The organism is Pseudomonas fluorescens NCIMB 11764, assembly GCF_000293885.2.
Classification (GTDB): domain Bacteria; phylum Pseudomonadota; class Gammaproteobacteria; order Pseudomonadales; family Pseudomonadaceae; genus Aquipseudomonas; species Aquipseudomonas fluorescens_B.
In genome coordinates this window covers 2,039,658-2,060,162 of the sequence record NZ_CP010945.1, presented here as the reverse complement: position 1 = coordinate 2,060,162, position 20,505 = coordinate 2,039,658, and the positions used below count along the sequence as shown (strand labels likewise).

General features: G+C 58.3%; 19 protein-coding genes. 4 read left to right on the top strand and 15 right to left on the bottom strand.

Annotated elements, in window-relative coordinates; translation table 11 throughout:
* Positions 1–5 precede the first annotated feature (5 nt).
* On the bottom strand, positions 6–1,916 hold the full coding sequence (gene ftsH / locus B723_RS09310) for an ATP-dependent zinc metalloprotease FtsH (RefSeq protein WP_017336469.1): 1,911 nt from the start codon (positions 1,914–1,916) through the stop codon (positions 6–8).
* 202 nt (positions 1,917–2,118) lie between these two features.
* Positions 2,119–2,748 carry a 23S rRNA (uridine(2552)-2'-O)-methyltransferase RlmE gene (gene rlmE / locus B723_RS09305; protein ID WP_007900501.1) on the bottom strand — a complete coding sequence of 210 codons (630 nt, stop codon included), beginning with the start codon at positions 2,746–2,748 and terminating at the stop codon, positions 2,119–2,121.
* Between the two features lie 101 nt (positions 2,749–2,849).
* Here rlmE and B723_RS09300 point away from each other — a divergent pair, with 101 nt between their 5' ends.
* Positions 2,850–3,158, top strand: coding sequence for a YhbY family RNA-binding protein (locus B723_RS09300; protein ID WP_017336468.1), 309 nt, complete (start codon positions 2,850–2,852; stop codon positions 3,156–3,158).
* A 9-nt stretch (positions 3,159–3,167) separates the two neighbouring features.
* On the opposite strand, the gene B723_RS09295 is transcribed toward B723_RS09300, so the two are convergent.
* The 8 genes from B723_RS09295 to grpE form a co-directional block, all read right to left on the bottom strand.
* Positions 3,168–3,572, bottom strand: coding sequence for a hypothetical protein (locus B723_RS09295; RefSeq protein ID WP_031318371.1), 405 nt, complete (start codon positions 3,570–3,572; stop codon positions 3,168–3,170).
* A gap of 28 nt (positions 3,573–3,600) precedes the next feature.
* Complete coding sequence (gene greA / locus B723_RS09290; protein WP_010463507.1) at positions 3,601–4,077, bottom strand: transcription elongation factor GreA; 477 nt, start codon at positions 4,075–4,077, stop codon at positions 3,601–3,603.
* The gene (carB, locus tag B723_RS09285) at positions 4,074–7,295 is read right to left on the bottom strand and encodes a carbamoyl-phosphate synthase large subunit (RefSeq protein WP_017336466.1); all 3,222 of its coding nucleotides are present in this window, start codon (positions 7,293–7,295) and stop codon (positions 4,074–4,076) included. The genes greA and carB overlap by 4 nt, the downstream gene beginning before the upstream one ends.
* A 117-nt stretch (positions 7,296–7,412) precedes the next feature.
* Entirely contained in the window at positions 7,413–8,549 is a 1,137-nt protein-coding gene (gene carA, locus B723_RS09280; protein ID WP_017336465.1) for a glutamine-hydrolyzing carbamoyl-phosphate synthase small subunit, read from the bottom strand.
* Between the two features lie 259 nt (positions 8,550–8,808).
* On the bottom strand, positions 8,809–9,615 hold the full coding sequence (dapB, locus tag B723_RS09275) for a 4-hydroxy-tetrahydrodipicolinate reductase (RefSeq protein ID WP_017336464.1): 807 nt from the start codon (positions 9,613–9,615) through the stop codon (positions 8,809–8,811).
* Positions 9,616–9,624: 9 nt separating this feature from the next.
* Complete coding sequence (gene dnaJ / locus B723_RS09270; protein ID WP_017336463.1) at positions 9,625–10,749, bottom strand: molecular chaperone DnaJ; 1,125 nt, start codon at positions 10,747–10,749, stop codon at positions 9,625–9,627.
* A 298-nt stretch (positions 10,750–11,047) separates the two neighbouring features.
* Positions 11,048–12,964, bottom strand: a complete 1,917-nt coding sequence (gene dnaK, locus B723_RS09265) for a molecular chaperone DnaK (protein WP_017336462.1) — start codon at positions 12,962–12,964, stop codon at positions 11,048–11,050.
* Between the two features lie 102 nt (positions 12,965–13,066).
* Positions 13,067–13,633, bottom strand: coding sequence for a nucleotide exchange factor GrpE (gene grpE, locus B723_RS09260; protein WP_017336461.1), 567 nt, complete (start codon positions 13,631–13,633; stop codon positions 13,067–13,069).
* A 241-nt stretch (positions 13,634–13,874) separates the two neighbouring features.
* Here grpE and recN point away from each other — a divergent pair, with 241 nt between their 5' ends.
* Positions 13,875–15,548, top strand: coding sequence for a DNA repair protein RecN (recN, locus tag B723_RS09255; protein ID WP_017336460.1), 1,674 nt, complete (start codon positions 13,875–13,877; stop codon positions 15,546–15,548).
* 75 nt (positions 15,549–15,623) lie between these two features.
* Here the strand turns inward: recN and fur are convergent, their stop codons facing one another.
* On the bottom strand, positions 15,624–16,028 hold the full coding sequence (gene fur, locus B723_RS09250; RefSeq protein WP_003197684.1) for a ferric iron uptake transcriptional regulator: 405 nt from the start codon (positions 16,026–16,028) through the stop codon (positions 15,624–15,626).
* A gap of 97 nt (positions 16,029–16,125) precedes the next feature.
* On the opposite strand from fur, the gene B723_RS09245 reads away from it, so the two are divergent.
* The gene (locus B723_RS09245; protein ID WP_017336459.1) at positions 16,126–16,653 is read left to right on the top strand and encodes an outer membrane protein assembly factor BamE; all 528 of its coding nucleotides are present in this window, start codon (positions 16,126–16,128) and stop codon (positions 16,651–16,653) included.
* 60 nt (positions 16,654–16,713) lie between these two features.
* On the opposite strand, the gene B723_RS09240 is transcribed toward B723_RS09245, so the two are convergent.
* The 3 genes from B723_RS09240 to B723_RS09230 are packed head-to-tail and all read right to left on the bottom strand — an operon-like array spanning position 16,714 to position 18,866.
* Positions 16,714–17,028, bottom strand: coding sequence for an RnfH family protein (locus B723_RS09240; protein ID WP_017336458.1), 315 nt, complete (start codon positions 17,026–17,028; stop codon positions 16,714–16,716).
* On the bottom strand, positions 17,021–17,455 hold the full coding sequence (locus tag B723_RS09235; protein ID WP_017336457.1) for a type II toxin-antitoxin system RatA family toxin: 435 nt from the start codon (positions 17,453–17,455) through the stop codon (positions 17,021–17,023). Before B723_RS09235 ends, B723_RS09240 begins: the two co-directional genes overlap by 8 nt.
* Before the next feature lie 7 nt (positions 17,456–17,462).
* Positions 17,463–18,866, bottom strand: a complete 1,404-nt coding sequence (locus B723_RS09230) for a sodium-dependent transporter (protein ID WP_017336456.1) — start codon at positions 18,864–18,866, stop codon at positions 17,463–17,465.
* Positions 18,867–18,984: 118 nt separating this feature from the next.
* On the opposite strand from B723_RS09230, the gene smpB reads away from it, so the two are divergent.
* A complete protein-coding gene (gene smpB, locus B723_RS09225) occupies positions 18,985–19,467 on the top strand; it encodes an SsrA-binding protein SmpB (RefSeq protein ID WP_008029800.1) in 483 nt (160 codons plus the stop codon).
* 150 nt (positions 19,468–19,617) lie between these two features.
* Here smpB and B723_RS09220 read toward each other — a convergent pair whose 3' ends face one another.
* On the bottom strand, positions 19,618–20,385 hold the full coding sequence (locus B723_RS09220) for a GntR family transcriptional regulator (protein ID WP_017336455.1): 768 nt from the start codon (positions 20,383–20,385) through the stop codon (positions 19,618–19,620).
* Between the last annotated feature and the right edge of the window lie 120 nt (positions 20,386–20,505).

The following is a 20,505-nucleotide window of genomic DNA, read 5'->3' as shown; positions in this document are numbered from 1 at the left end:
AAACCTTAAACGTCAGCAGCCGGACCGCCGATCGGTGTTTCCGGACGCGGATCCTGTACTGCCGGAGGTGTTCCGGAAGTACCGGTGCCGCCCGACCAGTCGCGAGGTTCGCGAGGCGTACGACCTGCCATGATGTCGTCGATCTGATCAGCATCGATCGTTTCGTACTTCATCAGGGCATCAGCCATGGCGTCGAGCTTGTCACGGTTATCCGTGAGGATCTGCTTGGCCGTGCCGTAGCACTGATCAATGATGCTGCGCACTTCGGAGTCGATCAGCTTGGCTGTCTCACCGGAGAAACTTGCACTCTGACCACCGCCGCCGCGACCGAGGAACACTTCACCCTCTTCTTCGGCATACATCAACGGACCGAGTTTTTCCGAAAGCCCCCACTTGGTCACCATGTTCCGTGCAATCTGGCTGGCACGCATGATGTCGTTGGACGCACCGGTGGTCACACCGTCGAAGCCCAGGGTCATTTCTTCAGCGATACGGCCGCCGTACAGCGAGCAGATCTGACTGATCAATGCACGCTTGGACAGGCTGTAGCGATCTTCTTCCGGCAGGAACATGGTCACGCCCAGTGCACGACCGCGCGGGATGATCGACACTTTGTAGACCGGGTCATGCTCTGGCACGACGCGACCCACGATGGCGTGGCCTGCTTCGTGATAAGCGGTGTTCTGCTTCTCTTTCTCGGACATGACCATGGATTTGCGCTCGGCGCCCATCATGATCTTATCTTTGGCCAGTTCGAACTCTTTCATTTCGACGATGCGCTTGCCTGTACGGGCAGCGAACAACGACGCCTCGTTCACCAGGTTGGCCAGGTCGGCACCGGAGAAGCCAGGTGTACCACGAGCAATTACCGCCGGAGCAACGTCGTCACCCATCGGCACTTTGCGCATGTGGACCTTGAGGATCTGCTCGCGACCGCGGATATCCGGCAGACCCACCACGACCTGACGGTCGAAACGGCCCGGACGCAACAACGCAGGGTCCAGTACGTCCGGACGGTTGGTTGCGGCAATGACGATAATGCCGTCATTCATTTCGAAGCCGTCCATCTCTACCAGCAACTGGTTGAGCGTCTGCTCGCGCTCGTCGTGACCACCGCCCATACCGGCACCACGGTGGCGACCGACGGCGTCGATTTCATCGATGAAGATGATGCATGGAGCGTGCTTCTTGGCCTGCTCGAACATGTCGCGAACACGGCTCGCACCGACACCGACAAACATTTCGACGAAGTCGGAACCGGAAATGGTGAAGAACGGGACTTTGGCTTCGCCGGCAATCGCCTTGGCCAGCAAGGTTTTACCGGTACCTGGAGGACCGACCATCAGCACGCCGCGTGGAATGCGACCGCCCAGACGCTGGAACTTGCCCGGATCACGAAGAAACTCGACCAGTTCGCCGACTTCCTCTTTGGCTTCGTCGCAACCGGCAACGTCAGCCAGGGTGGTTTTCACCTGGTCTTCGGATAACAGGCGCGCCTTGCTCTTGCCGAAGCTCATCGGCCCGCCCTTGCCTCCGGCGCCGCCCTGCATCTGCCGCATGAAGAACATGAACACGGCAATAATCACCAGGATCGGGAAGCTCGCGACCAGGAGTTGTGTCCAGATGCTTTGCTGTTCAGGCTGTTTACCTTCGACTACCACGTGGTTATCCACGAGATCGCCGATCAGACCATTGTCCTGGATAGCGGGACGGATGGTCTTGAAGCTGTCGCCATCGTTGCGCTTACCGGTAATCACATAGCCATCAACGGCTACGCGCTCGACCTTGCCATCCTTGACCTGCTGGATGAAGTCGGAATAGTTGAGGGTCTGCGGCTCGTTAGGGCTGGAGAAGTTGTTCATCACCGTCACCAGGACAGCCGCGATGATCAACCACAGGATCAGATTCTTTGCCATATCGTTCAATTAACTACCCTCTGAAGCAAGCTCCGCTAATGGCGCGCGCTTCGCATGATATTCACCGGCCTAACTTACTACATTACCTACGGCTCTGGCAGGCGCCGTCTGTAACCCTTTGTGAAACACTTTCTACACAGTATTCGCTAAAGCTCACGGGGCGAAATACGAAAATCCTATCGACCCGCAAAAAAACCTCGATTTACTCACTACGGCCGCGGTAGCCCCAAGCCAGCATGTATTGCTCGCGGGAACTGCCACGGGAAGAGTCCGGCTTGATCATCTGGACCTTGTCGAATTTCTGACGAGCGTCCTTCACGTAAGCATCAAACCCTTCACCCTGAAACACCTTGATCACGAAATTACCACCCGGCTTGAGTATCCGAGCCGCCAGATCAAGAGCCAGCTCACATAGAAACATGGCTTTGGGCATGTCCACCTCAGGCGTACCACTCATATTGGGGGCCATATCGGAAATCACAAGGTCCACCTGCGAATTACCCACGGCTTCAAGAATCTGAGCGAGCACTTCGTCCTGGGTGAAGTCACCCTGGATGAAAGTCACGTCCGGAATGCTGTCCATTTCCAGGATGTCCGAGGCGATCAGTCGCCCCTGACCACCGATCAGCCGACTAGTGACCTGCGACCAGCCGCCGGGCGCCGCCCCCAGGTCGACAACGCTCATACCTGGACGGATCAGCTTGTATTTCTCCTGGACCTCCAGAAGCTTGTAACTCGCACGCGAGCGGTAACCATCCTTCTGCGCCTGCTTCACATAGGGATCATTGACATGTCTTTTCAGCCAACCAAGGCTTGTCTTGGAACGCGCCATTGGGCACCTCGATGATAAGGGTCGTGATTAATTGGGCGGATCCACGAACCCTCGGGTAAAATGGCCGCCATTTTACAGAATCCAGACTAAAGGGTCAGATTATGCCGCTCACTCAAGAGCAGAAGAAACAGTACAAATCCATCGGCCACCATCTGAAACCGGTTTTGATCGTGGCTGACAACGGTTTGACTGAAGGTGTGTTAGCCGAACTTGAACGCGCCCTGGCGGATCACGAGCTGATCAAAATCAAGCTCAACATCCTCGATCGTGAATCGCGCCTGGCGTCCATTGCAGAGCTCTGCAAGGCCGGCAAAGCGGATCTGGTTCAGGTCATCGGCAAGATGGCACTGATTTACCGCAAGAACTTCAGCGTCAACAAGCAGCTGTCGAACGTTCATCGCTTCAAGTGATGGCAAGGGTCAAGGGTGTGCTTCGCGCACCCTGCCACTCCATCCGGGCACCGGTTGCAGTACCAGCACCAGCCCGGAAAAACCCAGAACCAGATAACTGAACACCTGCCAACGCACGGCATCCGGCCAGCCGACACGCACCGCGACATACATCGCGCACGCATACAACGCCATCAGCAGCAACTGCCCGCGAATATCGCGCCATAGACTGGCAAAGCCCTCGGCCTGAACCAGCACCAAAGCCTGAAAAATCACACACGCTGCGGCGAATCCCACCATCAGCGAGTTCAGCATGCCTGCAATTTCGTCGATCAGCAGCGGCGCCAGACCAATATGGTCGAGCACCGGCAACAGACCGATATGCAACAGCCACAGGCCGCCGACCCACAACATCTGAGTCAGCTGCCAAAGCAACGCGCCCGCTCGAAGCGGGCGCCTGCGTTCAGATGTGGCGGACTTCGACAATCTCGTACTCGATAACGCCACCTGGCGTTTTCACCGCGACCACATCACCCTCTTCCTTGGCAATCAAGGCGCGGGCCAATGGCGAACCTACCGAAATCTTGCCGAGCTTGAAGTCAGCCTCATCCTCACCCACGATGTGGTAAGTGACGCTTTCATCAGTCTCGACGTTGGCGATTTCAACGGTGGTGCCGAAAATCACTTTGCCGGTGTGAGGAATGGTCGTGACGTCGATGATGACCTGATTCTGAATCCGGCCTTCGATGTCACGAATCCGCGCCTCGACCATACCTTGCTGCTCGCGAGCAGCGTGGTATTCGGCGTTTTCCTTCAAGTCACCCAACTCGCGAGCCGTACCGATGTCCTGGCTGAGCTTCGGACGGACGACCTTGGTCAGGTGAGCGTGTTCTTCTTCCAGGGCTTTTGCGCCCTGAACGGTCATTGGGTATTTGATCATGCCTTCAATCCTGCGTGTAGATCCTGCAAGCGGCGCACGGTCTTCTCGGGACCGAACTTCAGCGCTTCGCAGATAGCTTCGCCAGCAGCAATGGTAGTGGTGCAGTAGATCTTGTGCTGCAAGGCATTACGACGAATGGAATAGGAATCGGCGATCGACTGGCGACCTTCGGTGGTGTTGATGATCAGGGTGACTTCGTCGTTCTTGATCATGTCGACCACGTGTGGACGGCCTTCGGTCACCTTGTTCACACGACGCACTTTCAGGCCTGCGGCTTCGATCAGCTTGGCAGTACCGGCAGTGGCGACCACTTCGAAGCCCAAGTTGATCAGATCACGGGCCACGCCTGCAACCAGTGGCTTGTCATCGTCACGCACGCTGATGAACGCGGTACCGCCAGTCGGCAGTACTTCGCTGGCACCCATCTGGGCTTTGGCAAAGGCTTCGCCGAAGGTATCGCCCACACCCATCACTTCACCGGTGGACTTCATCTCTGGGCCCAGGATCGGGTCCACGCCAGGGAATTTGGCGAATGGGAACACTGCCTCTTTCACGCTGTAGAAGTTCGGAATGATTTCTTTGGTGAAGCCGATTTCCTTCAGGGTTTTACCGGCCATTACGCGAGCCGCGATCATCGCCAGGGACACACCGATGCACTTGGAGACGAACGGTACGGTACGGGAAGCGCGCGGGTTGACTTCGATGACGTAGATGTCTTCGCCTTGCAGCGCCAACTGAACGTTCATCAGGCCGACTACGCCCAGTTCCAGGGCCATTTTCTTGACCTGTTCGCGCATCTCGTCCTGGATGTGGGCAGGCAGCGAGTACGGCGGCAGGGAGCAAGCGGAGTCACCGGAGTGAACGCCAGCCTGCTCGATGTGCTGCATGATTGCGCCGATCACTACGTCGGTGCCGTCGCAGACCGCATCCACGTCCATTTCGATGGCGCAGTTGAGGAAGTGGTCGAGCAGCACCGGGCTGTCGTTCGACACTTTCACCGCGTCACGCAGGTAGCGCTTGAGCTCTTCTTCTTCGTAGACGATTTCCATCGCACGACCGCCCAGTACGTAGGACGGGCGCACCACCAGCGGGTAGCCGATCTTGGCGGCGGCACGAATCGCTTCGTCTTCGCTGCGCACGGTGGCGTTTGGCGGCTGACGCAGGTTAAGACGCTCGACCATCTGCTGGAAGCGCTCACGGTCTTCGGCACGGTCGATGGCGTCAGGGCTGGTGCCGATGATCGGCACGCCGGCTTCTTCCAGGGCGCGAGCCAGTTTCAGCGGGGTCTGGCCGCCGTACTGGACGATCACACCTTTCGGCTTCTCGACGCGGCAGATTTCCAGCACGTCTTCCAGGGTCACTGGCTCGAAGTACAGGCGATCGGAGGTGTCGTAGTCGGTGGAAACGGTTTCCGGGTTGCAGTTGACCATGATGGTCTCGTAACCGTCTTCGCGCAGAGCCAACGCCGCGTGCACGCAGCAGTAGTCGAACTCGATACCCTGGCCGATACGGTTTGGACCGCCGCCGAGGATCATGATCTTGTCGCGGCCCGACGGCGCGGCTTCGCACTCTTCCTCGTAAGTCGAGTACATGTAGGCGGTGTCAGTGGCGAACTCGGCCGCGCAGGTGTCAACGCGCTTGTAGACCGGGAAGATTTCCAGCTTGTGACGGTGACGACGCAGTGCCTTCTCGGTCACGCCCAGCAGCTTGGCCAGACGCATGTCGGAGAAACCCTTGCGCTTGAGCTTGTACATCAGGTCGCGGTCGATGCTGGCCAGACCCAGGGTCTTGACCTTCTCTTCGTCCTTGATCAGATCTTCGATCTGCACCAGGAACCACGGGTCGATCATGTTCATACCGAAGATGTCTTCGACCGACAGACCGGCGCGGAACGCGTCCGCCACGTACCAGATACGCTCGGCACCCGGCACGGTCAGTTCGCGCTTGAGGATGCTCATGCTTTCCGGATTGCTCAGGTCAAGCTTCTCGTCCAGGCCGCAAACGCCCACTTCGAGACCGCGCAAAGCTTTCTGCAGGGATTCCTGGAAAGTCCGGCCGATGGCCATGACTTCACCCACCGACTTCATTTGAGTGGTCAGGCGCGCGTCGGCTTTCGGGAATTTCTCGAACGCGAAGCGTGGCAGCTTGGTCACGACATAATCGATGGACGGCTCGAAGGATGCAGGCGTAGCACCGCCGGTGATTTCGTTCTGCAGTTCGTCCAGGGTGTAGCCGATCGCCAGCTTGGCTGCGATACGCGCAATCGGGAAACCAGTGGCTTTCGAGGCCAGTGCCGAAGAGCGGGATACACGCGGGTTCATCTCGATGACCACCATGCGGCCAGTGTCCGGGCAGATGCCGAACTGGACGTTGGAGCCGCCGGTTTCCACGCCGATCTCGCGCAGTACCGCCAGGGAGGCGTTACGCATGATCTGGTATTCCTTGTCCGTCAGGGTCTGTGCCGGAGCAACGGTGATCGAGTCACCGGTGTGCACGCCCATCGGGTCAAAGTTTTCGATGGAGCAAACGATGATGCAGTTGTCCTTCTTATCGCGGACAACCTCCATCTCGTACTCTTTCCAGCCGATCAGGGATTCGTCAATCAGCAGCTCTTTGGTCGGCGACAGGTCCAGGCCGCGGGCGCAGATTTCTTCAAACTCTTCACGGTTGTAAGCGATACCGCCACCCGTGCCACCCATGGTGAAGGACGGACGGATGATGCACGGGAAGCCAAGCTTCTCGAGCACTGCGTTGGCTTCTTCCATACTGTGGGCGATACCCGAGCGCGGGCAGTCCAGACCGATGGATTTCATTGCCTTGTCAAAGCGCGAACGGTCTTCAGCCTTGTCGATGGTGTCAGCGTTGGCACCAATCATCTCTACGCCGAACTTCTCCAGAACGCCTTCGCGCTCCAGGTCCAGTGCGCAGTTCAGCGCGGTCTGGCCGCCCATGGTTGGCAGCAGCGCGTCCGGACGCTCTTTCTCGATGATCTTGGCAACGGTCTGCCATTTGATCGGCTCGATGTAGGTGGCGTCGGCCATGTCCGGGTCGGTCATGATGGTCGCTGGGTTGGAGTTCACCAGGATGACGCGGTAACCCTCTTCGCGCAGGGCTTTGCAGGCCTGGGCGCCGGAGTAGTCGAATTCGCAGGCCTGGCCGATAACGATCGGGCCAGCGCCGAGAATCAGGATGCTTTTAATGTCTGTACGTTTTGGCATGGGTTTGTCACTCAAATCCGCAGGTCAGTCGGCAAGCCGTCTTGTTCAATCTGTGAAGCCTGGAGGGGTCGCCGGTGTCGGGACCGCCCCCAGGCCTTGCTGCATCAAGGCCAGCGATCAGCGTCGCTTGGCCATTTCGTTGATGAAGCGATCGAACAGAGGCGCTACGTCGTTCGGGCCAGGGCTGGCTTCCGGGTGACCCTGGAAGCTGAAGGCGCTCTTGTCGGTACGCTCGATCCCTTGCAGGGTGCCGTCGAACAGCGACTTGTGAATCGCGCGGACGTTGGCGGGCAGGGTCGCTTCGTCTACCGCAAAACCGTGGTTCTGGCTGGTAATCATCACCACGCCGGTGTCCAGGTCCTGGACCGGGTGATTGGCGCCGTGGTGGCCATGACCCATTTTCAAGGTCTTGGCGCCGGAAGCCAGGGCCAGCAGCTGGTGACCGAGGCAGATACCGAACACCGGGATTTCGGTTTCCAGTACGTCCTTGATCGCCTGGATCGCGTAGTCGCAAGGCTCCGGATCACCAGGACCGTTGGACAGGAACACGCCGTCCGGCTTCATCGCCAGCACATCAGCGGCAGGTGTTTGCGCCGGCACCACGGTGACGCGGCAACCGCGCGCGACCAGCATGCGCAGGATGTTCAGCTTGACGCCGTAGTCGTAGGCAACCACGTGGTATGGCAGCTCGGAGGCATCGATGGTCGCGTGGCTGTCGGTTTTCAGGTCCCAGACAGTCGAGCGCCACTCGTAGGTTTCCTTGGTGCTGACAACTTTCGCCAGGTCCATGCCCTTGAGGCCAGGGAAGCCTTGGGCAGCGGCGATGGCCGCTTCTTCGGAAATGTTGTCACCGGCCATGATGCAGCCGTTCTGTGCGCCTTTTTCACGCAGGATGCGTGTCAGACGGCGGGTGTCGATACCGGCGATGGCCACAACGTTGTTGGCTTTCAGGTAGTCGGACAGGGACATCGTGTTACGCCAGTTGCTCGCAACCAGTGGCAGGTCACGGATAACCAGGCCAGCGGACCAGACGCGGTCGGACTCGGCGTCTTCCGGCGTGGTGCCGGTGTTGCCGATGTGCGGGTAAGTCAGGGTAACGATCTGTTGGGCGTAGGAAGGATCGGTAAGGATTTCCTGATAGCCGGTCATTGCGGTGTTAAACACCACCTCACCAACGGTTTGACCGTCGGCTCCAATGGCTTCGCCGCGAAAAATGCTGCCATCAGCAAGGGCGAGTATGGCTGGCTTAGTCAAGAAGACCTCCCGTAAATAAAGCCTGAAAGGGCGATCGCAGGTTGTAAAAAAGCGGAGTGACGTATGGACACGTCACCCCGCTTCTTCACTGAATTATTCTGCGCGCTTTTAGTGGACACACTAAAGCTGTAGCTTACAGAAAAAGGCTTTTTTGGTCTACCGCCAATGAGCCTTAAAGGCCGGAGAATGCGACAGGACGTCGCTTGGCGTAATAAAACCGGGCCCCATCGTTGAGCCGGAACCCGGTTTCGGGTGCATCTTAACGCAGGTCGAGCACGTCTTGCATGTCGTAAAGGCCAGGCTCACGACCGTCCAGCCACAACGCCGCACGCACCGCACCCTTGGCGAAAGTCATGCGACTCGACGCCTTGTGTGTGATTTCGAGGCGCTCGCCCTCACAAGCGAACAGCACCGTGTGATCACCGACCACATCACCGCCACGCACCGTCGCAAAACCGATCGTTTCCCGTTCACGCGCACCAGTGTGGCCTTCACGCCCGTAGACCGCGACCTTCTGCAAATCGCGATCCAGTGCGCTGGCAATCACTTCACCCATGCGCAGGGCCGTGCCTGAAGGCGCGTCGATCTTGTGCCGATGATGAGCCTCGATGATTTCGATATCCGCCTCATCACCCAGCACGCGAGCAGCCATGTCGAGCAGCTTCAGCGACAGATTCACGCCGACACTGAAGTTGGCCGCGAACACGACAGGAATGTCCTTGCCCGCCTCGACCAGCAATTGCTTCTGCGCAGCATCGAGCCCCGTTGTGCCGATCACCATGGCCTTGCCTGCCTTGCGGCAGAAAGCCAGGTTTTTCAGCATGACTTCCGGCAGCGTGAAATCGATCAACACATCGAACTCATCCGCCACCGCCTCGACATGACCGGACAACGGCACACCGATACGCCCCAACGAAGCCAGCTCACCGGCATCCACACCAATCAGAGTGCTGCCGGGGCGAACGATGGCGGCCGTCAGACCTGTCTGCGGCGCGCGTTGCTGCACGGCTTCGACCAGGATTTTGCCCATGCGGCCAGCAGCGCCCATCACAGCTATACGTCGCATGCTCACTCCTTACAGATCGCCGAAGAAGCGCTTCACGCCTTCGAACCAACCGGTGGTTTTCGGCGAATGGCTGTTGTCGTCCGCCAGCGAACTGCGGAACTCTTCCAGCAATTCGCGCTGACGACGACCCAGATTAACCGGAGTCTCTACCGCCACACGGCACATCAGGTCACCGGCACCGCCACCACGCACGGGCGCAACGCCTTTGCCGCGCACACGGAATTGTTTGCCGGTCTGAGTCCCTTCAGGGATTTTCAGTTTGACCCGACCATCGAGGGTCGGAATCTCCAGCTCGCCACCCAGCGCCGCGTCGACGAAGCTGATCGGCACTTCGCAGAACAGGTGCTTGCCATCGCGCTGGAAGATCGCGTGCTCGCGCACATTGATCACCACGTACAGGTCGCCAGTCGGACCGCCCTGGGCACCCGCCTCGCCTTCGCCTGACAGACGAATGCGGTCACCGGTGTCGACACCGGCCGGCACTTTCACGGAAAGGGTCTTGTACTCTTCGACGCGACCGTCACCGTTGCAGGAGGTGCATGGATCGGAAATGATCTTGCCCTGACCATGGCAGCGCGGGCAGGTCTGCTGCACCGAGAAGAAACCTTGCTGCATGCGGACCTGACCGATACCGCCGCACGTCGGGCAGGTAACCGGCGAGGAGCCTTTCTTGGCACCGGAGCCATCGCATGGCTTGCAGTTGACCAGTGTCGGAACGCGGATGTTGACGGTAGTACCGCGCACCGCCTCTTCCAGATTCAGCTCCAGGGTGTAGCGCAAGTCGCTGCCGCGCTGAGCGCCCCCACGAGCACCGCCGCGACCGCCACCGAAGAAGTCACTGAAGACATCGCCAAAGATGTCGGAGAAGTTCTGACCGCCAAACCCGGCACCGCCGCCACCCATGCTTGGGTCAACACCGGCATGACCATACTGGTCGTACGCCGCGCGCTTGCTGGAATCGGACAGCACTTCGTAGGCCTCGTTGGCCTCTTTGAACATTTCTTCCGACGCTTTGTCATCGGGATTACGGTCCGGGTGGTGCTTCATCGCCAGGCGACGGTAGGCCTTTTTCAGGTCCCCTTCGCTTGAGCCTCGTTCAACACCCAATACTTCGTAATAGTCACGCTTTGCCATAAGTCTTTGCACTCTTAAGGACGTTCGGCAAACCCCTCCTGAGCCTCGCCAAACTCGTTGAGCCCCAATACAGGCCCGGACCCAACTCACGTCAATTCAACGATCCTGGTCTTTGATTTCATTGCAGTACTTTCGGCCCGAAAAGCAGGAGCATCTTCGGCCATACCGCCAACACACAAACGCTGTCGCATGCTGTAAAAATTCGTGTACTCCAGACACGCCAACGCGGGAGCAAGCTCCCGCGCGGCGACATCCTACCAGTCACCGCCGCAAGGCAGTCAACCGGACGACCACTGACTTACTTGTGGTCTTTGACTTCTTCGAACTCGGCATCGACAACGTCGTCAGCCTTCTCAGCCGATTCGCCTTGCGGTGCAGCGCCTTCAGCAGGCTGGGCCTGTTCGGCGTACATCTTCTGCGCCACTGGAGCGGAGACTTTCGACAGCTCTTCAACCTTGGCTTCGATGGCAGCCTTGTCGTCGCCTTTAACGGCGGCTTCCAGGGCAACCACGGCAGCTTCGATTGCAGTCTTCTCTTCAGCCGTCACTTTATCGCCAGCGTCTGCGACCATTTTGCGAGTCGAGTGAACCAGCGCGTCGCCCTGGTTGCGGGCTGCTGCCAGCGCTTCGAACTTGCTGTCTTCCTCGGCGTTGGCTTCAGCATCGCGAATCATCTGCTGAATCTCTTCCTCGGACAGACCGGAGTTGGCCTTGATCACAATCGACTGAGTCTTGCCGGTAGCCTTGTCTTTCGCGCCGACATGCAGGATGCCGTTGGCGTCGATATCGAAGGTCACTTCAATCTGTGGCACGCCACGTGGTGCTGGTGGAATCTCGGCCAGGTCGAACTTGCCCAAGGACTTGTTCTGAGCAGCTTGCTTACGCTCACCTTGCAGCACGTGAATGGTCACGGCGCCCTGGTTGTCGTCGGCAGTCGAGAACACTTGCGATTTCTTGGTAGGAATCGTGGTGTTTTTCTCGATCAGCGCGGTCATCACACCACCCATGGTTTCGATACCCAGGGTCAGCGGGCTGACGTCGAGCAGCAGAACGTCTTTCACGTCACCGGCCAATACGGCGCCCTGGATAGCAGCACCCATGGCAACGGCTTCGTCCGGGTTCACGTCTTTACGTGCTTCTTTACCGAAGAACTCGGTCACCAACTTCTGAACCAGTGGCATACGGGTCTGACCGCCCACCAGGATCACGTCGTTGATAGCGCCAACGTCAATGCCGGAGTCTTTCAGAGCGATGCGGCAAGGTTCGATGGTGCGCTGAACCAGGTCTTCTACCAGCGCTTCAAGCTTGGCGCGGGAGATTTTCACGTTCAAGTGCTTAGGACCGGTGGCATCTGCAGTGATGTACGGCAGGTTCACGTCGGTCGACATGCTCGAAGACAGTTCGATCTTGGCTTTTTCAGCAGCTTCTTTCAGGCGCTGCATGGCCAGCGGGTCACCTTTGAGGTTCATGCCGCTTTCTTTCTTGAATTCGTCGACGAGGTAGTCGATCAGACGAATGTCAAAGTCTTCACCGCCCAGGAACGTGTCACCGTTGGTGGCCAATACTTCGAACTGGTGCTCACCATCGACTTCAGCGATTTCGATCACGGAAACGTCGAAAGTACCGCCGCCCAGGTCGTAAACGATCACGGTGTGATCGCCTTTCGCTTTGTCCATACCGTAAGCCAGTGCGGCTGCGGTCGGTTCGTTGATGATACGTTTAACGTCAAGGCCCGCGATGCGGCCGGCGTCTTTGGTCGCCTGACGCTGGCTGTCGTTGAAGTAGGCCGGAACGGTGATCACCGCTTCGGTCACAGGCTCGCCGAGGTAGTCTTCGGCGGTCTTCTTCATTTTCTTCAGAATTTCAGCCGAGATTTGTGGCGGCGACATTTTCTGGCCGTTCACTTCTACCCACGCGTCGCCGTTGTCAGCCTTGGCGATTTTGTAAGGGACCATCTTGATGTCTTTCTGCACGACTTCTTCGTCGAACTTACGACCGATCAGACGCTTCACCGCATACAGGGTGTTGTGCGGATTGGTCACTGCCTGACGCTTGGCCGACTGGCCCACGAGGATTTCGCCGTCGTTGGCGTAAGCGATGATCGACGGCGTGGTACGCGCGCCTTCGGCGTTTTCGATAACTTTGGCTACGCCGTTTTCAAGCACGGAGACGCAGGAGTTGGTAGTCCCCAGGTCGATACCGATAATTTTGCCCATGTTCACTCTCCCGAAACTTTGGATTTGGTTGCCGCAGCAGTGGTGGCTAACTGCGGTAATACTTAAACGCTTGACTTCTAAATGGGGGCCTTGCGGCTAATTTCAAGCCTGCTCGTCAATCGATGGCGAAACAGGTGCCGGGGCCTTGCTGACCACGACCATGGCCGGGCGCAGCAGACGTCCATTGAGCTGATAACCCTTCTGGAACACCTTGAGCACACTGTTCGGCTCGACGTCAGCGCTTTCCTGCATGGCCATTGCCTGGTGAAGAACGGCATTGAACGGTTCGCCATGCGGATCGATCGCTTCCAGCTGATAACGCTTCAGGGTGTCCTGGAACATTTTCAGGGTCAGCTCGATGCCTTCGCGCATAGGGCGGATGCTTTCGTCGTCCGGGTTGGACAACTCCAGGCCACGCTCCAGGCTGTCGATGATCGGCAGCAAATCGCCTGCAAATTTTTCCAGGGCGAATTTGTGCGCTTTTTCTACATCCTGCTCAGCGCGACGGCGGACGTTCTGCAGATCGGCGGCAACACGCAAAGCCTGATCCTGCGCGCCTGCCAGTTGCTCTTCGAGCACTTGTACACGAGCCGCGAGGTCTTCACCCGAAGCCGCGGAGCCCTGGTTGGCATCTTGATTTTGCGTATCCACTGTCTGTTCGTCAGCCATAGATTTCTCCTTTCAATATCGTCCGCGAGCTCAACTCGCGCTTCTGCCCAGCTATATGGGGCCGCAAAAATCAGCTTCAAGGGGTTTGCTGTGATTAACCCTACAAAAAACAGCTGCATTGTCATTCCTCGATGCACTGACGATTTCGTCGGATCAAGCAAATCAAGCTAAGCGAGGGCATTGTCAGGCGCAAATAAAACACTGTATAAATAACCAGACCTAAAGCCTGGGAGCGGCCTTTATGCTGGTGCACCTGTCCGTACACAACTACGCCATCGTCGAACATCTCGATCTCGAACTCGATCGCGGGATGAGCGTGATCACAGGGGAAACCGGCGCCGGCAAGTCGATCATGCTCGACGCCCTCGGCCTGACCCTCGGTGATCGCGCCGACAGTGGCGTCGTCCGCCCCGGCGCCGACAAGGCCGACATCCTGGCCACCTTCGACCTGGTCGACATTCCGGAAGCCAGTGCCTGGCTGGCCGAGCGCGACCTCGAAAGCGATGGCCCGTGCATCCTTCGCCGGGTGATCACCGCCGAAGGACGCTCGCGCGGCTATATCAATGGCACGCCCTGCCCCCTCGGGGATCTCAAGTCCTTGGGCGAGCTACTGATTGATATCCACAGCCAGCACGAACACCAATCCCTGCTCAAGACCGACACTCACCGCCGCCTGCTCGACGAGTACGCTGGCGCCACCGACCTTGCCCGCCAGGTTCAGCTCGCCGCCCAGCGCTGGCGCCAGACGCGCCAGGAACTGGAACGCCTGTCCAACTCCGGTGATGAGCAGCGCGCCCGCCATCAATTGCTGAGCTATCAACTCGAAGAACTGGAAAACCTCGGCCTCGGCGAAAGCGAACTGGAGCAGTTGGAGCAGGAACACAAAAACCTGACCAATGCCGAGACCTTGCTGGGCATCTGCCGACAAGTGGTCGAGCAATGCAGCGAAAGTGATTCCGGCAATGTCCTAAACGCCCTGACCGCCAGCCTTAATCGCCTGTCGAGCGTGAACAACTCGATTGGTGCGCTGGGCGAAGCCAGCAGCCTGCTGACCAGTGCGCAGATCCAGGTTGAAGAAGCCGTGGGCGAGCTGAACCGCTTCCTCGATAACTTCGATGCCGATCCGGCGCGCCTGCAATACCTGGAAGAACGCCTCGATGCGATCTACACCATGGCCCGCAAACACCGCATCCAGCCCACCGAGGTGGCCGAGATGCAGCAGCGATTGCTGGATGAAATCGAAACGTTGAATGCGAACGACGAATCCATCGAACGACTGAGTGACGAGCTGGCGTCCTATGCCCGCCACTATCAGGAGAAGGCGCGGGAATTGAGCGATTTGCGCCACCAGGCCTCAAGCAGCCTAGCCAGCGCCGTGGAGCAGGAAATCCAGCGACTGGGCATGCCTGGCGGTCGCTTCACCATCGAGCTGCGGCCCAACAGCAGCGATGAGTTGCTGCCTAACGGGCTCGAACAGGTAGAACTGCTGGTCAGTGCCAACCCCGGCCAGCCCTTGAAAGCCCTGGCAAAAGTAGCCTCGGGCGGTGAGTTATCGCGGATCAGCCTCGCGATTCAGGTGATCACCGCGCAGACTTCACGCGTACCAACCCTCGTATTCGACGAAGTGGACGTGGGTATCGGCGGACCGACCGCTGAGATTGTCGGCCAACTGTTGCGTCGTCTTGGCGAGCGCGGGCAGGTGTTGACGGTGACTCACTTGCCACAAGTGGCGGCGCAGGGACATCAGCATCTATTTGTGCACAAGGTCCGTGGCGAGGATGCGACCCACACGGCCGTCTCCAAGCTCAGCAAGAATGATCGTGTCGAAGAAGTCGCCCGGATGCTGGGGGGTATCGACCTGACCAAGGAATCTTTGGCACACGCGAAAAAAATGGTCGTTACCGCAAAAATCTAGGAACGGCAGAAAGCACGAAGGCGACCCTGGGGTCGCCTTCGCTCGTTTCGCGAACCTGAAGTTCGCGCGACATGCTTACTTTTTCTTGCGCACGTACAGCACAAGATTGTGATCAACCATCTCAAAGCCATACTTGTCGACAATGGCTTTCTGCAGACGCTCGATTTCTTCGTCGAAGAATTCGATCACTTCACTGGTCTCGACGTTGACCATATGGTCGTGATGCTTGCCGTCGTCCAGCTCGAAGACCGCATGGCCTCCGTCGAAGTTGTGCCGCACCACAAGGCCAGCTGCCTCGAACTGGGTCAGTACACGGTAAACCGTGGCCAGACCGACGTCCTCACCAGCCTCCATCAGCGCCTTGTAAACATCCTCGGCACTCATGTGGCGTTGCTCGGCGGAATCGAGCATTTGAAGAATCTTGACCCGTGGCAGGGTCACTTTGAGGCCGGCTTTGCGTAGTTCGCTATTTTCAACCATGGTCAGCTTTCTCGCGATGCTGCTTCGCAGCTTCTCTTAATGCGGGTATGATCGGCGTTTACGTTGTCCCAGCCAAGATAGTGGAAGTCGCCCACCGATGCAAAACACCAAGCTCTTGCTAACCAGTTTCACCTTTGTGGGACTGCTCGCACTCGCCGGTTGTTCATTCCCCGGGGTTTACAAAATCGACATCCAGCAGGGCAATGTCGTCACGCAGGACATGATAGACCAGTTACGCCCGGGAATGACCCGTCGGCAAGTACGGTTTATCATGGGCAACCCTCTGCTGACCGACACGTTCCATGCCGATCGCTGGGATTATCTGTACAGCCTGCAACCGGGTGGCGGTGAACGCCAACAGGAACGCATCAGCGTTATCTTCAACCCAAATGACCAACTTGTCAGCCTCTCTGGCGATTTCATGCCAGGCGTGAGCCGGGACGAAGCCATTCTCGGCAAGGACAGTGGCACTAACGTGACCGCACCTGCAGAAAACGCCGAGAAGCCGAAACCGGAAAAACCGGTCAAGCCGGGTTCGTTGCTGGATCAGATCCAGAAGGACGTGGACGGCGTAGAAACCGTTCCTGTCCCGACGCCAGAACCGCTGGACACCTCGCCGCAATAATTTGCGACGCAATAAAAAACCCGGAATGTCCGGGTTTTTTATTGCCTGGCGTTTGGCGCATCACTGATTCCGTGCTTTCGCCTCGGCAGCCTTGGCGGCGCGAAGCCGGCGAACCTCTTTCGGATCAGCCAGCAGCGGCCGATAAATCTCGATGCGATCCCCCGCCTGAAGCTGACGAGTATCGGGATCCGCGACCACCTTGCCGAAGATCCCCACCGGGCATTCAGCCAGATCCAGCTCAGGGAACTCGCGATCCACTCCCGACGCCAGCAAAGCCGCGCGCACCGTCGCCCCCGCTGGCACTGTCACACACAGAAGCACTTGACGATCAACGGCGGCATACACCACCTCAACCTCGATCACGGCCTCAACCATGCATTTGCTTGGCGCGCTGGCAGAACGCATCCACCAGCGTATTGGCCGCCTGATTGAACAAGGGCCCCAGCGTTGCGCGGACAATCGGCCCGGCGTAGTCGAACGAAAGGTCCAGGCTGATCTTGCAGGCCTTGTCGGTCAATGCCTTGAACACCCAGATGCCGTGCAACTGAGTGAACGGCCCTTCCTCGAGATTCATTTCGATCGATTGCCCGTGCACCAGTGTGTTGCGCGTCACGAAATGCTGGCTGAGTCCACCCTTGGCCACACCTACACTCGCGCGCATATGCTCCTCAGAGCTTTCCAGGACTTCGGCCGATGAGCACCACGGCAGAAACTCCGGGTAACGCGCCACGTCATTGACCAGGTCATACAGCGCTTGCGCCGGATACGGCAGCAGGGCCGAACGTTGAATGTGTGTCGTCATGTCAGCGTCACTTCCACAGCTGGGCGGCAAACACTACGAGAATGCCGATGGGCGCTACATAGCGCATCAAAAACAGGGCCAGAGTGAACAGCCTGGGACTGCGGATCGACAACTCGTCGCGCACCGCTTCACGCCCCATCACCCAGCCCGCAAACACCACGAAACACAAACCACCGAGAGGCAGCATGATCCGCGAGGTAAAGAAATCGATCACACCAAAGAAATCCAGGCCGCCGGTCGCACCCCATTGATAGAGATGGAACATCCCGCCTTCGTTCACGAAAAATTTGGCTTGCTTCCAGATATTGAAGGAAAACACCGTGCCCAGACCGACGAACCAGCACGTGAACGCCAGCCAGAATGTCACCCAGGCGCGACTGACTTTAGTACGCTCAACCAGGTAAGCCACCATCGGCTCCAGCAACGAAATCGCCGAACTCCAGGCCGCAATCGCTACCAGCACGAAGAACACTACGCCCATCAACTGGCCAAAGGCTATGTTACCAAAGGCAAATGGCAGGCTCACGAACATCAGGCCAGGGCCTTCACTCGGATTCAGGCCGGCAGCAAACACTATTGGGAACAACGCCAGGCCAGCCACGAGAGAAACAAAGGTATCGAGCAGCGCTACTCCGACGACAGTGCCTGAAATCGACGAATCCTTTGGCATGTAAGCGCCGTAGATCATGATCGAACCCACGCCCACGCTCAGGGAGAAGAACGCATGCCCCATGGCGGGCAGTAAACCGTCGAGGACTTTTTCCGGTTGGAAGTCGAACATGAAATGCACGCCCTCCATGAAATGGCCGGTGGTCATGCTGTAGCCCAGCAACACCAGAATCATTACAAAGAGCAACGGCATCATGATGCGCAGGCTGCGCTCAAGCCCGGCGACGACGCCTTTGGCAATCACAATGGCTGACAGCAGCATAAAAATCGTGTGCCAAAGTGTCAGTCGCCATGGATCGGCGATCACTTTGCCAAAGTAAGCGCCAACCTGATCAGGCGCTGCCCCCTGAAAATCGCCGCGCCCCATGTCGATGATGTAATCCAGCGACCAGCCGCCGACGACGCTATAGAAAGACAGGATCAACAACGCCGTGATCATCCCGGCGAACGCGCCCCAGGACCACTTGCCCGAATGCCCCGCCTCCAGCGCCAGCACCTTCAAGGCGTTGGCCGGACTTTGCCGGGCGCGCCGGCCGATCAGGGTTTCCGCCAGCATGACCGGCACGCCGATCAGTGCGATACAGGCGAGGAACATCAACACAAATGCACCGCCGCCGTAGACCCCGACCATGTACGGGAACTTCCAGATGCTACCCAGGCCCACGGCCGAACCGGTCGCGGCGAGTATGAAGACCCAACGGCTAGCCCAACTGCCGTGGACAGAAACCTTGTCTGTCGACATCGTTACCACGTCCAAGCATTGAAAAAAGAGGGCGCATTGTCCGGGATTCAATCAACCTGCTCAAGCACGCTGCGTCACCGTAGCCGACTCGCTTGCAACTCCCTATAATGCCGCCCCTATGGCTAAACAGAAGAAACACCCAACAGGGACCATCGCGCAAAATAAAAAGGCGCGACACGATTACTTCATCGAACATCGGTTCGAGGCTGGTCTGGTCCTGGCCGGCTGGGAAGTAAAAAGTCTGCGGGCAAGCAAGCTACAGCTGGTTGACAGTTATGTACTGCTCAAGGATGGCGAAGCCTGGCTGCTCGGCAGCCACATTACGCCCCTGACGACCGCCAGCACCCACGTCATCGCTGATCCGACGCGCACCCGAAAATTGTTGCTCAACCGCCGCGAGCTGGAAAAGCTGGCCGCCGCCGTGCAGCAAAAGGGTTACGCCTGCGTGTGCCTGTCCTGGTACTGGAGCAAGCACATGGTCAAGTGCGAGATCGCGCTGGGCAAGGGCAAGAAGGAATACGACAAGCGTGATACCGAGCGCGAACGCGACGCCGGTCGCGAGTTGCAGCGTGCGGTGCGCAACAAGGGCAAGGAAGAGTAGCTCTCCGACCCCGGCGCATTTTGTGGCGAGGGAGCTTGCTCCCGCTCGGCTGCGAAGCAGTCGCAAACCGGTAAATACAATCTTGTATTGACTGGTTTGAGGGCCGCTTCGCGCCCCAGCGGGAGCAAGCTCCCTCGCCACAGACGCTCTCTACATTCCCTTGCGCCGCTCCGCCCGGGCCATGCGCTGCACTTCCTGACGCACCTCTTCCAGTACTTCCTGCACATACAAAATGTGTCGACTGGAAACTTCCCGCGCCTGTTCCGCCCTTCCTTCGATAATCGCCACGTACAACTCGCGGTGCTGCGTGATCAGCATGTCGCGGGTTTCAGTGCGCTGTTTGTACATACCACCGATGTTGGTCACCACGTTGCGCTTGAGCAAATCGAACAGTCCACGAATCGTGTGGAGCAACACTGCGTTGTGACTGGCCTCGGCAATCGCCAGGTGAAATTTCGCATCCGCCGCGCCCTCTTCCGCCCGGCTCACTTCATCGTGGCGCGTGTAGCAATCCTGCAATTCATTAAAGGCCGCGGTCAGTCGCTCGCGGTCGACATCCGTGGCGCGCAGCGCTGCGTAATAGGCGCAGGACGCTTCCAGGGTGTGGCGAAACTCCAGCAAATCACGCTGGGCTTCGGGGTTGCTTTCCAGCAGATGAAGAAGTGGATCACTGAACGTCGTGCCCAGTGATTCCACCACATAATTTCCGCCACCCTGGCGACTGACCAGCAAGCCCTTGGCCGCCAGTTTCTGAATCGCTTCGCGCAACGAAGGGCGTGACACACCGAACTGCTCGGCCAGCGCGCGTTCTGCCGGCAAGCGCTCACCTGCCTTCAGCGTGCCCTCGAGGATCATCCCCTCGAGCCGCTCGACAATATCGTCAGACAAACGGCGCTGACGAATTTGATCAAACCCCATAACTCAAATCTCCGCGATCCCGACGGCTCGCCGGGCTCTCTATTCTGGCCTATCGGCGCTGTGCCAGCACCCACCCGACGGCATTTGTTCGAGCGCATCACTCGGAAACCACAGCGCGTG